This window comes from Sellimonas catena, assembly GCF_027924685.1.
Classification (GTDB): Bacteria; Bacillota; Clostridia; order Lachnospirales; family Lachnospiraceae; genus Sellimonas; species Sellimonas catena.
The window spans coordinates 1-17,149 of record NZ_BSBO01000028.1 but is presented as its reverse complement, the minus strand read 5'-3'; the positions used below and the strand labels follow the sequence as shown (position 1 = coordinate 17,149).

Sequence of the window (17,149 nt, the reverse complement as noted above, 5' to 3'; positions counted from 1 at the left end):
CCGGATTTTCTCTTTTCTTTTTATAGATCTTTTGATATAATATATAAGCTGATTCTATCAGCGACTATGGAGATGTACTCAAGTGGTCGTAAGAGGTCGCACTCGAAATGCGATAGGTCCGCAAGGGCGCGTGGGTTCGACTCCCACCATCTCCGCTTTCAAAAAGCTCTCCGGCAGTTACAGTCCTGCCCGGGAGCTTTTTTCAGTTCAACGCATTAACTTGACGTTCCGTGCTTTCAGATTGTACCATATAGTACAGATCGAAACTTATCAAATCCCTGGAGGTACTATATTATGAAGAAAAAACTCTTGTCTTATCTCCTGATCGTAGTAGGAGGCACCATGACGGCTGCCGCATTTGGTCTCTTCGTACTGCCTCAGAATTTTGTGGCAGGAGGTGTGACAGGTCTGTCTGTTATTCTGCAGAACCTGCTTCCGCTCCCTCTGTCTGCGATTGTACTTTGTATCAATATCCTTTTGTTTCTTGTCGGATGGCTGTTTGCCGGGAAGGAATTCATTTTTAAAACATTGATTATGACTTTCCTGTTTCCGGTCCTTCTGGATGTCTTCTCCCAGATCGACCTGTTTCTTCCGTTATCTCAGGATCCTTTTCTGAGCAGCCTTCTTGCCGGATGTCTTCTTGGAATCGGAAGCGGCATTATCCTGCGGGCAAATGGTTCCAGCGGCGGATTTGACATTCTCGGTGTTGTTCTCAATAAGAAGTTTCGCATTCCTGTCTCTGTTGTCATGTATGTGTGCGACTGCACCGTGATTCTTCTGCAGGCAGTCTCAAAGCCACTTCTTCAGACAGTTTACGGAATTATTGTCATACTTGTTACCAGTATCATGGTTAATAAGGTCATCACCTACGGCCGTTCAGAAGTCCAGCTTCTGATTTTTTCTTCCGAGCATGAAAAGATCCGTCAGGAACTTCTTCATACCTTTGATCTTGGTCTGACTTTCCTTCAGGCAGAGGGCGGATATCATCTGGATCCATCCAAGGTGATCCTTACCATTCTGCCGTACCGGAAGATCAACGATGTAAAAAAGATGATTTATACGATTGATCCTACTGCTTTTACTGTCATCGACAACGTCAACTACGTTGGAGGCCGTGGTTTTACTATATCCAGATAGTATTTCCGGATCGTAAAGACTTTTTTAATAGTTTCTTTCGTTTTTTAAGAATCCTTTTATCCGGCGTACACATTCCTTTCATATTTTTCCGGTATAGTATGTATTGTAATAGTTATTTAACTATGAAACCAAACATAAACCTTCCAACCCTCAAAAGAAAAAACTGGAAGCAGAATCCAAAGCCCATAGATTTCTGCTTCCAGTTTTCTTTTTTTATACTGTCTGTTACCGGATCAGCATGGCATCCCCAAAGCTGAAGAAACGGTAGCGTTCTTTTACTGCTTCCTCATATGCATGAAGCACATACTCCCTTCCTGCCAGTGCACTGACCAGCATAATCAGAGTCGATTCCGGGAGATGGAAATTCGTCAGAAGGCAGTCCAGTACTTTAAACCGATATCCCGGATAGATGAAAATCTCTGTCCATCCGCTGCATTCTGAGAGTGTTCCGTCAGGTTTTGCCGCCGACTCCACCGTGCGGCAGCTTGTCGTTCCGACACAGATCACCCTGTGTCCTTCCCGTTTTGCACGATTGATCTTTTCTGCTTCAGAAGCCTCAATCCGGTAAAACTCCGAGTGCATATGGTGTTCCTGAATATTCTCCACTTTCACCGGGCGGAAGGTGCCAAGCCCGACATGAAGTGTCACATGAGCGATCTCGACACCGCTTTCTTTGATTTCTTCCAGAAGCTCTGGCGTGAAATGCAGGCCTGCCGTCGGAGCTGCCGCGGATCCGCTGTGTTTTGCATACACGGTCTGATAGCGGTTTTTATCCTCCAGCTGATGGGTGATATACGGCGGGAGCGGCATCTGTCCAAGCTGATCCAGAATCTCCTCAAAGATTCCTTCGTAGGAAAACTGAATCAGGCGGTTTCCTTCATCCACCACGTCCAGCACTTCTCCGATGAGAAGCCCTTCGCCAAAGCTGATTTTCGTCCCGGGCTTTGCCTTTTTTCCGGGTTTTACAAGGGTTTCCCAGATGTCATTTTCTTTTCTCTTTAAAAGCAGAATCTCGATCTTTGCATTTGTTCCCACTTTGGACCCGATCAGCCGGGCCGGAATGACTTTGGTATCATTGATCACCAGGCAGTCTCCCGGCTCCAGATACTCTTTGATGTCCCGGAAGGTTCTGTGCTCAATCTCACCGGACTCCTTGTCAAGGACAAGGAGTCTCGAGCCGGAGCGGTCCTCCAGCGGGTCCTGCGCGATCAGTTCCTGCGGCAGTTCAAAATAAAAGTCTTCTTTTTTCATCATGATGACGATTCCTCTTTACTGTCTCAGTTCGATGCCCATGCTCTCCAGACCGTTGAGAATCTTTTTCATGGCTTTCGTCACGTCTGATTCCTCAAGCGTTCTGTCTTTCGCACGGAATACAATCGAATATGCGATGGATTTGTATCCTTCTTTGATCTGAGCGCCTTCATAAAGGTCAAACAGATTGTAGCTTTCCAGAATGTCTCCGCCTCTCTGCTCAATCATCGCCTCGATCTGCCCTGCAAGGATCTCTTTTGGAACTACCATACTGATATCTCTTGTCACAGCCGGGAATTTTGCGATTCCGCTGTATTTCCGGTCAAATGTTGCGCGTGCAACCACTTCCGGCATATCGATGACTGCAACGTATGCACGTCCGCCAATGCCATAATTGTCCGCAACTTCCGGATGAACTTCTCCAAGATAACCGACAACGGTTCCTTCATAAACAATATTTGCCTGACGTCCCGGATGCAGGAAGGATTTGCCCGCGTTCGGATCGTACTGTTCTTTTTTGCGCATGCCGATCTTTTCAAAGAATTCTTCCACAACACCTTTCATGCTGAAGAAATCGCCTTCTCCGTACATTCCAAGTGTAAACTGCATCCTCTCTTCCGGAAGTTCGGTAAGCGGCAGTGATTTCGGAAGATAAATATTTCCAAGCTCATAGAGTCTTACATCTTTGTTTCTCCGGTTATAGTTCGTTGCAAGGGAAGTCAGCATTCCGTTCAGGGAAATGGTACGCATAATGCTGTAGTCCTCTCCAAGCGGATTGGAAATCTGGATTGCCTGACGTTCCGGCGCATCCTTAGGAAGCAGGAGTTTATCAAATACTTTCGGACTCTCGAAGGAATATGTCATACCCTGGCTGAATCCGCAGAACTCCGCGATTTCTCTTGCGGAAGCTTCGATTCTCTGCTTGAAGGAAAGCTTTCCTGTTGTCGCTTCTCCCTTCGGAAGGGTAGTCGGAATATTGTCATAGCCGTAGAATCTTGCCACTTCCTCTGCCAGGTCCGCAAGGCGGAAAATGTCATGTCGGAAGGTCGGAGCCACGATTTCGTTTGTCTCTTCATCGTAGGCAAGTTCTACTTTTGCAAGGTATCCGATCATCTCTTCTTTAGAAATATCTGTTCCAAGAAGACGGTTGATGGCATCTGCATCAAACGGAACACGGACAGGCTCTTTTACCTTTCCATATACATCTACAGTTCCTCCGACTACTTCACCTGCCCCCATCTCTTCTACGAGCTGGCATGCACGGTCGATCGCTGCCTTTGCATTGTTCGGATCCAGTCCTTTTTCAAATTTTCCGGATGCATCGGTACGCAGTCCTACACGTTTGCTGGACTTACGGATATTTGTCCCGTCAAAGCATGCTGCCTCAAACAGAACGGTGTGCACGTGATCTGTGATCATGGAATTTTCGCCTCCCATGATTCCGGCGATTCCGATGGATTTTTCGCCGTCGCAGATCATCAGTACGTCTTTGTCAAGGTGTCTCTCCTGACCGTCCAGTGTCGTGAATGTCTCACCGTCTTCTGCATTTCTGACAATGATTTCTTTTCCTGCGATGGTATCCAGATCGTAAGCGTGCATCGGCTGTCCGTATTCTTCCATCACGTAGTTTGTGATATCAACAAGATTGTTGATCGGGCGGATTCCGACAGATGCAAGTCTTCTCTGCATCCACTTTGGAGACGGTCCGATTTTAATATTTTTTACGACTCTTGCGCAGTATCTGGAGCAGAGATCCTGATTCTTGACAGTCACTTTGATATAGTCAGAAGCATTCTCCTCATTTCCGGTCTCTTTAACAACCGGCGGATGGAAGCTCTTTCCGAATGTTGCCGCTGCTTCTCTTGCGATTCCAATCACGCTGAAGCAGTCCACACGGTTGGATGTGACTTCATATTCAAATACCGCATCATGAAGTCCAAGTACTTCAATGGCGTCTGCACCAACTTCCACATCATCCGGGAAAATATAGATTCCGTTTTCCGGTGCTTCCGGATACATTTCTTTTGTAGAACCAAGCTCTTCGATGGAGCACATCATGCCGTAACTGTCCACTCCGCGCAGTTTTCCGGCCTTGATTTCAATTCCGCCTTTCGTTTTACTTCCGTCGTGTCCGCCTGCTACACGGCCTCCCACGAGAACAACCGGAATTTTCTGTCCTTCTTCCACATTCGGCGCTCCGGTTACGATCTGAATTGTCTCGCTTCCGATATTCACCTGGCAGATGACAAGCTTATCCGCATCCGGATGCTTTTCGATCTTCTCAATCTGCCCTACCACGATCTTGTCCAGATCTTCATCCATCTTTTCATATCCCTCCACCTTGGTACCGGACAGTGTCATGGCGTCTGTGTATTCCTGCTCTGTCACGTCCAGATCCGGGACATATGCTTTAATCCATGATAATGATGTATTCATGATCTTTTTTCCTCCCTTATCCTAGAACTGCTTTAAGAATCTGATGTCGTTTTCGTACAGCAGTCTCATGTCGTCGATCTCATATTTCAGAAGGGCAATTCTCTCAAGCCCTACACCGAATGCGAAACCGGTATATTCATCCGGGTCAATTCCGCACATTTCCAGCACGTGCGGGTGTACCATTCCGCAGCCAAGGATCTCGATCCATCCGGATCCCTTACAGAAACGGCAGCCCTTTCCGCCACATTTGAAGCATGTCACATCCACCTCGGCGCTTGGCTCTGTGAACGGGAAATGATGCGGACGGAATTTTGTCTTTGTCTCCGGTCCGAACAGCTCTTTTGCGAAAACTTCCAGCGTTCCTTTCAGATCCGCAAAAGAAATATTTTTATCTACTACAAGTCCTTCGATCTGATGGAAAGACGGAGAATGCGTTGCATCCACCTCGTCAGAACGGAATACCCGTCCAGGAGAGATCATACGGATCGGAAGTTTCCCCTGCTCCATGACACGAGCCTGTACCGGGGAAGTCTGTGTTCTGAGCACGATATCCTTATTGATATAGAATGTATCCTGTTCATCTTTTGCCGGATGATCTGCCGGGATGTTGAGCTTCTCAAAGTTATAGAGATCGTATTCGATCTCCGGTCCTTCGACTACTTCATATCCCATACCGATGAAGATCCGCTCTACCTCTTCCTGGGCAATAGTGTTCGGATGACGGTGTCCCACTACATTCTTTTTGGATGGAAGCGTAACATCGATCACTTCAGCTTTTAATTTTTCTTCCCGGATCTTTGCATCCATCTTTTTCTTTGTCTCATCCAGAATACCTTCGATTTCCTGGCGGACTTCATTGACCATCTGTCCGACTTTCGGACGTTCCTCTGCCGCTACATCTTTCATTCCTTTGAGAACTGCTGTCAGTTCTCCTTTTTTACCTAAAAACCTGACACGTACATCATTTAATTTTTCCGGCACATCTGCAGACTGGATCTGCTTTAATGCTTCTTCTCTGATGCTCTGAAGCTTTTCTTTCATGATTTTCCTCCTTTACTCATCAACCAAGGCAGCCTGTACCGAACAGAAGGCTTTTCGTATTCAGGAAAGTCCAATCCCTTCCGGTAAACAAAAAAAACTCCGCCCCAAAAAGGGACGGAGAATCAATCCGCGGTACCACCCTGATTCCTGCCGTCAAAAGGCAGGCTCTCTTGTATGCGTAACGTGCACTACACGTCATTTCTTACTCTCTGTTCAGAAATGCAGCTCCTGTGGGAAATTCGGCATATCTGTCAAATCGAAAGGAGTTTCCAGCCTGCGGCTCCTTCTCTCTGTCGGAGATCAGATATCCTACTGACACATTCACAGCCTTTACTGTATCTTCTTTATTTTAAACATCCCCCTGCTCTTTGTCAAGTCCGGAACTCTCGAAAACTGCTTTAAATCCGGCGCTTTGAGGATCTTTTTCGAAACGTACAGCGCTCTTTGCAATCCGTTCGGTAAATACACTGTCGTGTTCTACAAAGATCATGGATGGTTTCCGCTCAAGAATCAGATTCTCAATCTGAATTCTTGTGAATATATCAATGTAGTTTAACGGCTCGTCCCAGATATATAGATGGGACGGCTCGCAGAGGCTCTTTGCAAGAAGCACCTTTTTACGCTGACCCTCGCTGTACTCCTCCAGACGCTTGTCAAACTGGTCTCTGGAAAAATCAAGCTTCCTCAAAACAGCCCGGAACAGCGTTTTATCAAGTCCCGCCTCCTCTTCCAGCTCCGCCAGCGTTCCTCTCATTTCAGAAGAATCCTGGCTGACAACCGAAATCTTCAGGCCGCTTCCGGTCTGAATTCTTCCCTCATCCGGCTGATAGATCCCTGCAATCAGCTTCAGAATCGTCGTCTTTCCGCAGCCATTCGGCCCTTTCAAAGCGATCCGGTCTCCCCGCCGGATTTCCAACGAAAAGTCTTTCAAAATCTGACGATCCCCGCGGGCAAACGAAATCCCTTCCACGGAAACAAGACGCTCCTTCTCATAATCCAGTGGAAACATTTTCAGTTCCTCCACCGTCTCGATGTCCTTTAAAAGCCCTGCCTTTTCTTTAGCCGCCTTCTCCATCCGGTGCTCCAGCACCTTGGACCGCTTCATCATCTTCGCCGCCTTATGGCCGATTGCACCCCGGTCCGGCTTCAGTCCTCCCACTTTATGACCGATCTTTTCTTTCTCCTTATTACCTGCCCATCTTCCGGCCTCCCTTGCCGCCGCCTCCAGATGGCGGATCTCCTTTTTCAGCTTCTGATTCTGCTCCAACTCCGCCTGATCCCGCAGACTCTTTTCTCTCTGCCATGTCTGGAAACTTCCCTTGTAGATCCGGATGCTGCTGCGCTCAATCGCCATCGTATGATCCGTACAGGCATCCAGAAGCCTCCGGTCATGGGAAACAAGAAGGAATCCCTTCTTCCTGCTCAGATAAGAGGCCAGCATCTGCCTCCCCTCCTCATCCAGATGATTTGTCGGCTCATCAATCAGAAGGAACGCATGCTCCTTGGCAAACAGCACCGCAAGCTGAAGCCGGATCCGCTCTCCCGGACTAAGCGTCCCATAAGGCCGCTCCAGGATGGCCGAATCCATTCCCATCCATTCCATCTCTCTTAAAACTCTCCAGAACTCATAATCCGGATCAATTTCCTCCAGGACCTCCAAAGAAGACTTCCTCGCATCCCGGATATCCACCGGAAAATACTCCGCCATCTCCGACATGCGGATCCTTCCCCGGTACGGATACGCACCCGATAACAGCTTCAAAAACGTCGTCTTTCCGGTCCCATTCCGACCAATCAGCCCCGTCCTCCAGTCCGTATCCAAAAGCACACTCACATGCTCAAAAATCGACTCAAAATGCGTATCATACGAAAAAGTAAGATCTATAATCTGTATCTGCGACATCCCATCATCCCCTTTCACCATGCACACACTGCAAAAAAGCCCGACTTTAACTTAGGCTATACCGGGGACGTGTTCCGGTGCATCGGAACACGTCCCCGAACATCGCCAAAAGAAAAAGAGTCATGAAAAGAACAGTTCTTCTTTTCATGACTCTTCAGGTCATCTTTTCCTCTTGTTTCTATAATGAAAAAAGAATGTCTCTTCCTGCAATGTGTACGGGCAGAATCCGCCTCCGGCGTCTTCTGTGTACGTTATGTTTCATTGTCTTAACATTTACAGGAAGTAATGATCATCCTTTCACCTCATTTCTTATTTCTTTGCCTTTCCAGTATACGGTGTGCTGCCGCTGTCTGTCAAGCCTTATCCAGATTATCTTTGAAAATGGTAATGTTGATCACGCCGCCAAGCAAAATCATGTACATACAGAAGTACAGCCAGAGCATGACAAGGACAATGGTCGTCAAACTCCCGTACATAGTGGAAAATCCCTCAAAAATGTCCAGATAGACAGAGAAAATCAGGGAAATAATCTGCCAGCCAATTGCGCTGAAAACAGATCCTGGTATCTGATGCTTCCATTTGGTTCTGATTTTTACGTCCGGCAGAAAGCGGTACAAAAGCATACAGAATAGCATCATTACTCCGACTGTCAAAGAGGTTCGGATTCGGATCAAAAAGTCGACTGCCTTTTGCAGCACCGGAGCGTTTATTTCTACGAAAATGCTGATCCGGTTTCCGAATACAGCAAGGAGAAGGCAGGAAATTATAACCAGAAGAAACAGCACCGTGTAAACGGATGCTCTAAGTCTCAGATAGAAATAGTTTCTCGTCTCCTTGCTCTGATAAATACAGTTGAGTCCGGACGTTATCGCAAGCACCCCTCTTCCAGCCGACCACAATGCGACAAGGATCGTCACTGGAATGATTGCTGTGGACTGGCTGTATACTTCATTGATAATGGATATCAGGAAGGGCGTGACAGTCTTCGGGAATACCTCCGTAACCGCCGTCATCACATCGCCTCTTGTAAGCGGCGTATACTGTACCATTGTCATTAGAAGCAGGATAATCGGAATCAGTGACAGGACAAAGAAAAACGCAGACTGAGCAGCATACGCCCCGACATGGCTTTGTGCCGCTCGATCCAATATTCTCATGATCCGGTCCCACTGTTTTTTGATCATATTCTACCTCATTCTGTCCTTTTTTCCTGTTATCATACCATCAATCCGCTGTAATTTCCACACCATCATAAAACATTCCAAGGATTGTTATATAATCTTTCCCTTTTTTTGCCATTTCATTCGCCCCATTCTGGCTCATTCCGATTCCGTGTCCATAGCCGCCTCCTTTAATGTGAAAACTTCCCCCCCGCTTTTCTACTGTAAAAAATGCACTCGGCAGCAGTTTAGCAGATGCTGCCTCTGTGCCGTCCTGTTTCTGGATTTTATACCCGTTTCCACCAAGTGCGCTACGGATTTTATTTTCCGTTCGGATCACAGCGCTTCCTTTGGATCCTGTTACTTTCATTTCCAGTGCCACATCTCCTTCCCCCCTTTTTGTAATTTCGATCTGCGAAATCGTACCGACATCCTGTCCGGTATTCAGTCCAAAGAGATTGGAAACGGTCTCAACCGGGATATCACAGCTCCAGGAAAACCACGGCAGATCTTTTTCATAGCAGGTTCCGTTTTCCTCCACCCTGGTCCCCTTCAGGTATGAATTAGCATCTGAAACTTTCGTGCCCCACGCCTCTACATTGGTGGTTCTTCCACAGGAAGTGGAAAAATAATACGCTTTCACCACAGTGTCATGATACTTCAGCTTCTCTCCCATTGTTGCGTCCACCGCGGCAATCGTCTTTTCCTGCTCGGCAGAATTTCCATAGACCTGATAAGCTGTACTGTCGTCCACATTGGCTTTATATTCCGGATACGCCTGCCCTTCCATATGACAGTAGGCATAGCTTCTTGCGCAGACTGCCTGTGCCTTTAGTGCCTCTTCTTCATAGGAAGCCGGCATCTCACTCGGCACTACTGCATACAGGTATTCTTCCAGAGGAAGCTCGTTGATGACAGCAATTCCCTGAGCGGTAGAAAACAACTCCAGTTCTCCCCTGTAGGAAGGCACTCCGTATCCTCTCTTCAGACTGGAAATCGTAATCTTATCTCCCTCTTTTTTTGTTTTTACACGGATAGTTCCGCCCTCAAACAACGGATCATCCGGGGCAATCGTCACGGTCTCGCCCTCTTTGGCTTCCCGCTTTCCTCCGGCTCCTTCGAGAAGAAGTCCTCCCCCTGCCGATACGGCTACATTTGGATGTACTTCATCCGTATACCCTCCGGTCTTTAAAAGTACCCGTATGACGGGCTGCTCCTGCTCCTCTTTTCCTTTTTGCTCCTCCGGCGTCTTCTTCTCTTTTGTTTCTTCTTTCTTGGAAACCGCTTTCTTTCCAGTCTCCGCTTCATATCCGCCCGAAACCATATGCACCAATCCTACGCACAAAAAAAGACTCAGTATAATCCCGCCAAAATAATATAAAAAATTACCGTTCCAGTGTTTTTTCATCTTACGCACCTTGTCCGCCGCATTTATCCTAATGTATGTCTCATCTGTTTTTTATATGTATGTTTCCGAAGCGGCATTCTTTCCAAAGCACCTCCTCAAAGACATGTCGAAAAAAGCCGTCCTTTTCGGAAAACTTCCGCTATAAAGTAAAAAGCAGCCGTATCACGACTGCTCTTTCTCTTTCGTACGCACCCCCAAAATGCCGGCTCCTGTATTTTGACTCCTAGCAGTCCGCTAGGTGGGCAACCGCATCTGCTTTTCTGCCTTCCACTGATGTAATGAGGCCTGACATATTACAGAGATAATAGGAATCCCGTTTAAAGTTTTGTAGGTTCAAAATTACAAGAGTTATCGAACATTTCAGGTTAGATTTATTATACCGTATCCGCTTTCATCTTTCAATATTTATTTAGAATCCTTTTCCAAACACAAACAGAAATTTCTGGAAGAGATTTTTGGACGCCATACTTTTCTCCCGTACAGAAATACAGAGTTTTTCCAGTTCTTTGAGATCTCTTTTCTCCGGATTTCTGTTTCCAAAAGCTGTTTCCAGCAACCGGATGATGATCTTCCTGCTCCTCTTGTTGGAAATATGATAGGTTTCTTTCAGGATCCGGCAAATCTCTTCCTCGTCCTCCGGAATCGGTTCCTTCCTGTCATACTCCATCATCTGATAAAGAATCCGGTACAGCCTGAGATATTTGTTCCGCAAGTCTTTCTGCATCCGGACGCTTCTCCATTTTCTTCTTCGTGCAAAAAGAAGTAAACAAAGCGCTGCCAGGGCGGCAGATACCGGGATTATCCAGATTCTTCCGGAAAGCATCTCCTCTCTCGTTCCATCTCCGTTTTGATTTTCTGATGACTGTCCTGTTCCGTCCTGTACATCTGTCTGCGTATCCGGCTGTGGTTCCTGCTGAGACGTAGAATCCTGCTCCGGTGTCTGCGGTTCTTCTGTCTGCGGATCCGTCTCCCCCACTACACTTACAGGCCCGTCCGGCTCTGATGTTCCTCCCGCAGAATTCTGCCGGTATGCCGGCGTCATTTCTGCCGGAAGCCATCCGCAGCCTTCTACGTAAACCTCCGCCCAGGCATGTGCCGTACTGTCATCGAGTTCAGCCAGATACATTCCGTCTTCTGTCTCTTCAAACTCTGACGGTCTTGCGATATATCCGGATACAAAGCGTGCAGGGATTCCATTCATTCTCAGGAACAGCACACCTGCTGAAGCAAAATGAACGCAGTATCCCTCGCGGCTTTCTCCAAGAAAATATTCAACGAAATCCTCTCCATCCGGTGTTCTCCCCGGGCTTTTTGTATAATCTGCAACTGTTCCAAGATAATCCGCCACCTCCCGGACTGTGCTGCGAAGTGTTCTTCCTCGAAGAATCCGTGCCGTATCCTCCCACTTTTCACGGAATTCTTCAGGCACCTGCAGATAGGCTTCGTTTACAAAGTCTGTATAGACTTCTCTATCTTCTGTCTGCTCATATGCCACATTTTCCGGACTGCTTTTCAACTCTCCGATATCGCCTGCCAGAACAGCTTCCACCGTATAGCTTCTTCCCCGGCCTTCCACATAGGTATCTCCATAAAAATCATCTGTCTGGCTGTTTTTATACGGAAGGTACCGGTACGCTCTGCTTGCCCCTCTTCTTGTAATTTCAGCTGTCACACTTTGATATCCGAGCTGTCCACTGTTTTCCCGCACTGTCTCATACTCTGCATTTCGTGCTCTGCTGATCTCTTCTTCGGAAAGTCCTCCTGTTTCCTTTGATTTTACCCACCGGCTGTCACGGTAATCCGTTCCGATATATCCCTGAAAATAAACGTCCTGCTCCGGCCGTTCTGAAAGGGTTACCTCAAGCTGAAGTTCACCGCTTTCCACCATTTCATCAAAAGTTCCCAGTTTCCCGTCCGACACGCCGCCGTATGCAGCCCGCGTAAAGAAGTCCTCGATCCGGTCCTGCCATGCTGCCGGATCCGCAAAAAAGGTTTCCATCTGCTGTTTCGGAATCAGCACGCCGGTTGCCAGTGCAGCAGCGGCCGCAATGACAAGCGGGCGTTTTGCGCTGACCGGACTTGCCATCACAAGGCAGAGAACCGCACATCCAATCAGCGCCGCTCCCTCCGCCCTGATTGTCATTCCGGTAAAAAACGGAAAGGAAAAGACTGCCGCATAGAGAAGAATCACAACCATGCGTAGCTTCCGGACAGATCCTGCCAGAACGCAGACTGCCAGAAACAGGCTGCAAAGTGCCAGCATCCCCGCTGCCATGGTCTTTTCGTCCGCCTGGACCCGTACTGTACTTTGTATTTCCCTGAAATACTGCTGAATCTGCAGCACGGAATTTCCGATGATCTCTTCTTTCAGCCCCTCCTGTATGGCCTCTCTTTGCACAAACCAGAACCATACCACAGGAAGAATTCCCACAGCACATCCTGCCCATACATATTTTTCCATCCACACATACGGAAACCAGCAGATCACAAACATCAGCATTCCGATTCCGAACATGCGGATATCAGCTGCCGGATCGAATACCGATCCGAAAGCAAAGTATACACCGCTACTTCCTGCTGCCGCAGACAGAAGAATCCAGATTTTTTCCCATCGATTACTATCTATCTTTTTTGTGTTCATACTCCCTGACCACCTATATTTCCAATACCGTCCTGTTTAATTCTTCTACAAATGTTTTCTCGTGAAAGAAAACCGGCATCTCCTCTCCGCACTGAATAGACAGATCTCCGCCAATACGCACCGCTTTCAAGTACGGTTCAAAAAATTCGTGCCGGTACAGATCTTCGTCAAGTCTGTCAAGTTCGGAAACCTGCGTGGAAGAAAGCGCTAAAAGCCAGTCGTAAAAAGTCTCCTCGTTCTTCACCAGAAACCTTTTAAAAATCTGTGTCCTGCTTTCTTTCCAGACCGCATAGAACCGGCAGGATTCCTCCACCATCGCCCGTCCGGCTGAAGCCGCCAGATTCAAAAACACATTGCCCGCCTCTTCTGTCATTTTCGACTCACCCGGATCCAGAAGAAGAATGACAGCCGCTCCTAGAGGAAAACTGAATTCCTTCATGTACAGCTCATCTGTTCTCGCGCTCAGCTTCCAGTGAATCTGGGCAATTCTGTCTCCCGGCTGATATTCATGGACGTCAAACACCTCGGACGTATCGTCCCCGCCCCGGTCTTTTGCGTACTCTTCGCCTTCTGTCACAAACAGGCGGACCGCTTCGCTGATCTCGGCAAGCACCGGATACGCCTTCGGCACAATGTGAATCTCCGCAGGGACAGACTGCAACTTCCGGATCCGGATCCTGAACATACCGGAAGCATCGGTCGTCACCGCTTTTTTCACTTTGACTTCATGCTTTCCACAAGCGCTGGCCTCATATGGAAACAGAAAGGTATGCTTCTCCCCTTTTTTCAGGTTCCGCACCGTCTGCTTTTTATGTTCAATCTGTACTCTGAGAAACGGGATCCGAAACACTCCGCAGTTTTCCACTACAAAAGGAATATTCAGCGTTTCTCCTTCTTCCGCCATCTGAAAATCCCCCTGCGGGCAGATCCGGATCTTCGCTCCCATCATTCTGGCCTGAAGGCACAAAATAACCGGAAATACAAGTTCTACCGCAAGTATATATCTACCGTCCGGCCACTCGTAAACGAGATTCAGATAAACTGTTGCGAGAACGGCAGCCAGATACAACCATTTTTTCATTCTCTTCTCCCTTTTCCGGCCTTTGGCTGCGTGATCATGGCAAGAATCTCCTCGATCACCTGGGAAGATTCCATCCTGGCCGCCCTGGCCCTGGCACTTAAAAACAGCCTGTGAACCGCCACATCCGGGAACACCTTCGCCACATCCTGTGGAATACAGAAAGTCCGTCCTTCCAGATAGGCATACGCCTTCGCCACTTTTGCAAGCGCAATCGTACCCCTCGGGCTGATTCCAAGCCTGACCATCTGATGGTTTCTGGTGGCCTCCACAAGCCGTCCGATATACTCATAAACCGCATCATGCACATAGACCTGTTCCACTTCCGCGCGCATCTCAAGAAGCATCTCCGTTCCGACTACCGCCTTGACCGCATCTGCCGGATTCCCTTTCTGACTGCCCTTTACGATCTCAATCTCTGCCTGGATATCCGGATAGCCCATGGAAATACAGATCATGAACCGGTCCAGCTGTGACTCCGGCAGCATCTGTGTCCCCGCAGAACCAAACGGATTTTCCGTCGCAATCACAACAAACGGATCCGGCACCGGGTATGTCTTCTGATCCACCGTCACCTGTCCCTCCTCCATAACTTCCAGAAGCGCTGACTGTGTTTTCGGTGACGTCCGGTTGATCTCATCCGCCAGAAGCAGGTTACACATCACCGCTCCCGGCTGATAGACAAACTGCTGGGTCTGCCTGTCATAAAGAGAAAAGCCGACAATATCCGCCGGCAGCACATCCGGAGTAAACTGCACCCTGTGCCGGTCCAGGCCCATACTTTTTGAAAATGCGACCGCCATCGTTGTCTTCCCGACTCCCGGAATGTCCTCGATCAGGACATGTCCGCCCGCCAGAATTGCGGCCATTACCTTTTTGATACAATCCTGTTTTCCGATGACAGCCTTCTGCACCTCCTCGATCACAGAAACGGCCGCCATCATTCCATATGTTTTCTCCATACCCTGTCCCCTTAGCTTTTTTTCCATTATATCATATCCGTGGTCCATCACACTATCTCCCATACAGATTTAACAAAAAAGACTCTGCAGAATGTTTCCACAAAGTCTTTCACATAATCTATTTAGGAAAAATATTTTTTCCGTAGTTTTCCTGTTGTAATTCCAAACCACACAAGCACAACCATCACAATTACAAAGGTGCCCCAGAAAATGGCCATATTGTCGACACCAAGACTGGTACAGGCCAGATCACAGATCCCCCAGAGGGTCACTACGATCCCCAAAATCATCACTTTCGGTGCCGCCTCTTTTATATATGCCTTGGTGTCTTTACATTTTTTCAGGTTCACTTCCTTCGGAAGCAGAACACTTTGAAAAATCTCTCCTTTTTTTATCATTTTCCAATACCCGGCCATACAATACAGTCCGCAGGCCAGGGCAATCAGTCCCCAGATCGAATCCATCCCTGTCACCTCAGTCCTAAAATTTCCTTCACTGCCGCTTCCATCTCCTGTGCATCGCACTCTCTCGTATGTCGGATTTCAGCATTTCTGATCTCTTCCACCGCCTTCGGGATCTCTGTCCCGGAAATACGGCTCAGTTCATCGGCAAGGGCAATGCCTTCCTGACCTTCATATTCGCCTGGCCGTATGGCGTTAAGAACGCTTTCCGCAAACTTGTATGGACTTGCCGTTGATGCGATGATCGTCTTTGCCGGATCGTTGCTGTCTCTGCGATACGCTTCGTACACCGCGGCAGCAACCGCTGTATGAGTATCCATCACATATCCTGTATTCTCGTAGGTGTCGCGGATGGCTTTCTTCATCTCGTCCGCCGATGCATACCCGGCAGCAAAATCGGACAGCTCTGCTTTCATCTTTCCGTTAATTCCGTAACGTCCGTTTTCGTTTAATTCCTTCATCAGCTCACGGTTTTTCGCCTCATTTCTTCCGGAAATCAGGTAAATCAGCCGTTCCAGATTACTGGAAATCAAAATATCCATAGATGGAGATTCTGTCAGGATAAATTCCCGGTTTTTATCATAGGTTCCGGTCTCGAAAAAGTCAAAGAGCACTTTATTTTCATTGGAGGCGCAGATCAGCTTTGCAATCGGAACTCCCATCTGCTTTGCAAAGTAGGCGGCAAGAATATTTCCGAAATTTCCCGTCGGTACAACGACATTGACCGCCTCTCCTTCCTGAATCTCTTCATGTTTCAGGAGACACCCGTAAGCATGGACATAGTAGACAATCTGCGGGACAAGCCGTCCGATATTGATGGAATTTGCAGACGAGAACCGGAAGCCTGCTTTCTGAAGCTCTGCTTTGAGTCTCTCATCTTCAAACATCTTTTTCACACCGCTTTGTGCTTCATCAAAATTTCCATGAATAGCGATGACCGCCGTATTGTCCCCCTTCTGTGTTACCATCTGAAGCCGCTGCACATCGCTGACTCCTCCTTTTGGATAAAAGACGATGATCCTCGTCCCCTCCACATCTGCAAATCCGGCAAGGGCCGCCTTTCCGGTATCACCGGACGTGGCAGTCAGAATCACGATTTCGTCAGTGACGTGATGCTTTCTGGCAGCTGTTGTCATCAGGTGCGGCAAAATGGAAAGCGCCATATCTTTGAACGCGATCGTCGGACCGTGGAACAGTTCCAGATAATAGACTCCGTCCACCTTCGCAATCGGTGCAATCTCTTCGTTATCAAACTTGTCATCGTAGGCTGCACGGATACATCCTCTAAGTTCCTCTTCCGTAAAGTCGGTAAGAAACTGCTTCATCACGACATAGGCAGTTTCCTGATAATCCATCCCGGCAAGATCCGCAAGCGGAACAGGAAGCTTCGGAATATATTCCGGCACAAAGAGCCCTCCTTCATCGGAGAGTCCTTTTAAGATTGCCTCCGAAGCAGTCAACATGACATTTTCGTTTCTCGTACTTCTATAAAACAACTCCATGGCGTTTCCTCCTTGTCCTTTTCTGATCTGCAATTTTCAGAAATTGTACCAAGTCGCTAGCGCGACGGCTAGTGCAAGGTACGCATTTCCATCACTTTTTTCCAAAAAAAGTAGCAGTTTTTGTATTTATGTTGTATTGTTGAGTTACCACACACACCAATCTTCATAA

The 17,149-nt window shown here is 47.8% G+C and carries 12 protein-coding genes, 1 tRNA gene, 1 other RNA gene and 1 other annotated feature; of the genes, 2 read left to right on the top strand and 12 right to left on the bottom strand.

Translation table 11 applies throughout. The features are described from left to right. Positions 1-68 precede the first annotated feature (68 nt). Both Selli1_RS12975 and Selli1_RS12970 read left to right on the top strand, forming a co-directional pair. Positions 69-155, top strand: a tRNA-Ser gene (locus tag Selli1_RS12975). A 139-nt stretch (positions 156-294) separates the two neighbouring features. Beyond that, positions 295-1,137, top strand: a complete 843-nt coding sequence (locus Selli1_RS12970; RefSeq protein WP_087167445.1) for a YitT family protein — start codon at positions 295-297, stop codon at positions 1,135-1,137. A gap of 225 nt (positions 1,138-1,362) precedes the next feature. Here the strand turns inward: Selli1_RS12970 and queA are convergent, their stop codons facing one another. From queA to thrC, 12 genes are all read right to left on the bottom strand, one after another. After that, the gene (gene queA / locus Selli1_RS12965) at positions 1,363-2,388 is read right to left on the bottom strand and encodes a tRNA preQ1(34) S-adenosylmethionine ribosyltransferase-isomerase QueA (protein ID WP_281873263.1); all 1,026 of its coding nucleotides are present in this window, start codon (positions 2,386-2,388) and stop codon (positions 1,363-1,365) included. 18 nt (positions 2,389-2,406) lie between these two features. Next, entirely contained in the window at positions 2,407-4,824 is a 2,418-nt protein-coding gene (pheT, locus tag Selli1_RS12960) for a phenylalanine--tRNA ligase subunit beta (protein ID WP_087167446.1), read from the bottom strand. Positions 4,825-4,845: 21 nt separating this feature from the next. Further along, positions 4,846-5,865: a phenylalanine--tRNA ligase subunit alpha gene (gene pheS, locus Selli1_RS12955; RefSeq protein ID WP_087167447.1), complete on the bottom strand. Its 1,020-nt coding sequence runs from the start codon at positions 5,863-5,865 to the stop codon at positions 4,846-4,848. Between the two features lie 107 nt (positions 5,866-5,972). Next, positions 5,973-6,199: a binding site (T-box leader), on the bottom strand. A 15-nt stretch (positions 6,200-6,214) separates the two neighbouring features. Continuing rightward, complete coding sequence (gene abc-f / locus Selli1_RS12950) at positions 6,215-7,768, bottom strand: ribosomal protection-like ABC-F family protein (RefSeq protein WP_281873215.1); 1,554 nt, start codon at positions 7,766-7,768, stop codon at positions 6,215-6,217. A 353-nt stretch (positions 7,769-8,121) separates the two neighbouring features. Then, positions 8,122-8,952 (bottom strand): YihY/virulence factor BrkB family protein, encoded by an 831-nt coding sequence (locus tag Selli1_RS12945; protein WP_087167449.1) that lies wholly within the window; start codon positions 8,950-8,952, stop codon positions 8,122-8,124. 40 nt (positions 8,953-8,992) lie between these two features. Beyond that, positions 8,993-10,252 carry a SpoIID/LytB domain-containing protein gene (locus Selli1_RS12940; protein WP_281873213.1) on the bottom strand — a complete coding sequence of 420 codons (1,260 nt, stop codon included), beginning with the start codon at positions 10,250-10,252 and terminating at the stop codon, positions 8,993-8,995. 271 nt (positions 10,253-10,523) lie between these two features. Beyond that, positions 10,524-10,706: non-coding RNA, 6S RNA (gene ssrS / locus Selli1_RS12935), on the bottom strand. Positions 10,707-10,745: 39 nt separating this feature from the next. Next, positions 10,746-12,977 (bottom strand): transglutaminase-like domain-containing protein, encoded by a 2,232-nt coding sequence (locus tag Selli1_RS12930; protein WP_281873211.1) that lies wholly within the window; start codon positions 12,975-12,977, stop codon positions 10,746-10,748. Between the two features lie 13 nt (positions 12,978-12,990). After that, a complete protein-coding gene (locus Selli1_RS12925) occupies positions 12,991-14,058 on the bottom strand; it encodes a DUF58 domain-containing protein (protein ID WP_191436554.1) in 1,068 nt (355 codons plus the stop codon). Continuing rightward, complete coding sequence (locus Selli1_RS12920; RefSeq protein ID WP_281873207.1) at positions 14,055-15,017, bottom strand: AAA family ATPase; 963 nt, start codon at positions 15,015-15,017, stop codon at positions 14,055-14,057. Before Selli1_RS12920 ends, Selli1_RS12925 begins: the two co-directional genes overlap by 4 nt. A 122-nt stretch (positions 15,018-15,139) precedes the next feature. Further along, a complete protein-coding gene (locus Selli1_RS12915) occupies positions 15,140-15,481 on the bottom strand; it encodes a hypothetical protein (protein WP_138372741.1) in 342 nt (113 codons plus the stop codon). Between the two features lie 5 nt (positions 15,482-15,486). Continuing rightward, positions 15,487-16,980 (bottom strand): threonine synthase, encoded by a 1,494-nt coding sequence (thrC, locus tag Selli1_RS12910; RefSeq protein ID WP_281873205.1) that lies wholly within the window; start codon positions 16,978-16,980, stop codon positions 15,487-15,489. Positions 16,981-17,149: the final 169 nt, after the last annotated feature.

Coding starts and splice junctions, on each gene's coding strand:
- Selli1_RS12970 (WP_087167445.1), top strand. CDS start 295: ATGAAGAAAAAACTCTTGTCTTATCTCCTGATCGTAGTAGGAGGCACC.
- queA (WP_281873263.1), bottom strand. CDS start 2,388: ATGAAAAAAGAAGACTTTTATTTTGAACTGCCGCAGGAACTGATCGCG.
- pheT (WP_087167446.1), bottom strand. CDS start 4,824: ATGAATACATCATTATCATGGATTAAAGCATATGTCCCGGATCTGGAC.
- pheS (WP_087167447.1), bottom strand. CDS start 5,865: ATGAAAGAAAAGCTTCAGAGCATCAGAGAAGAAGCATTAAAGCAGATC.
- abc-f (WP_281873215.1), bottom strand. CDS start 7,768: ATGTCGCAGATACAGATTATAGATCTTACTTTTTCGTATGATACGCAT.
- Selli1_RS12945 (WP_087167449.1), bottom strand. CDS start 8,952: ATGATCAAAAAACAGTGGGACCGGATCATGAGAATATTGGATCGAGCG.
- Selli1_RS12940 (WP_281873213.1), bottom strand. CDS start 10,252: ATGGTTTCGGGCGGATATGAAGCGGAGACTGGAAAGAAAGCGGTTTCC.
- Selli1_RS12930 (WP_281873211.1), bottom strand. CDS start 12,977: ATGAACACAAAAAAGATAGATAGTAATCGATGGGAAAAAATCTGGATT.
- Selli1_RS12925 (WP_191436554.1), bottom strand. CDS start 14,058: ATGAAAAAATGGTTGTATCTGGCTGCCGTTCTCGCAACAGTTTATCTG.
- Selli1_RS12920 (WP_281873207.1), bottom strand. CDS start 15,017: ATGGAGAAAACATATGGAATGATGGCGGCCGTTTCTGTGATCGAGGAG.
- Selli1_RS12915 (WP_138372741.1), bottom strand. CDS start 15,481: ATGGATTCGATCTGGGGACTGATTGCCCTGGCCTGCGGACTGTATTGT.
- thrC (WP_281873205.1), bottom strand. CDS start 16,980: ATGGAGTTGTTTTATAGAAGTACGAGAAACGAAAATGTCATGTTGACT.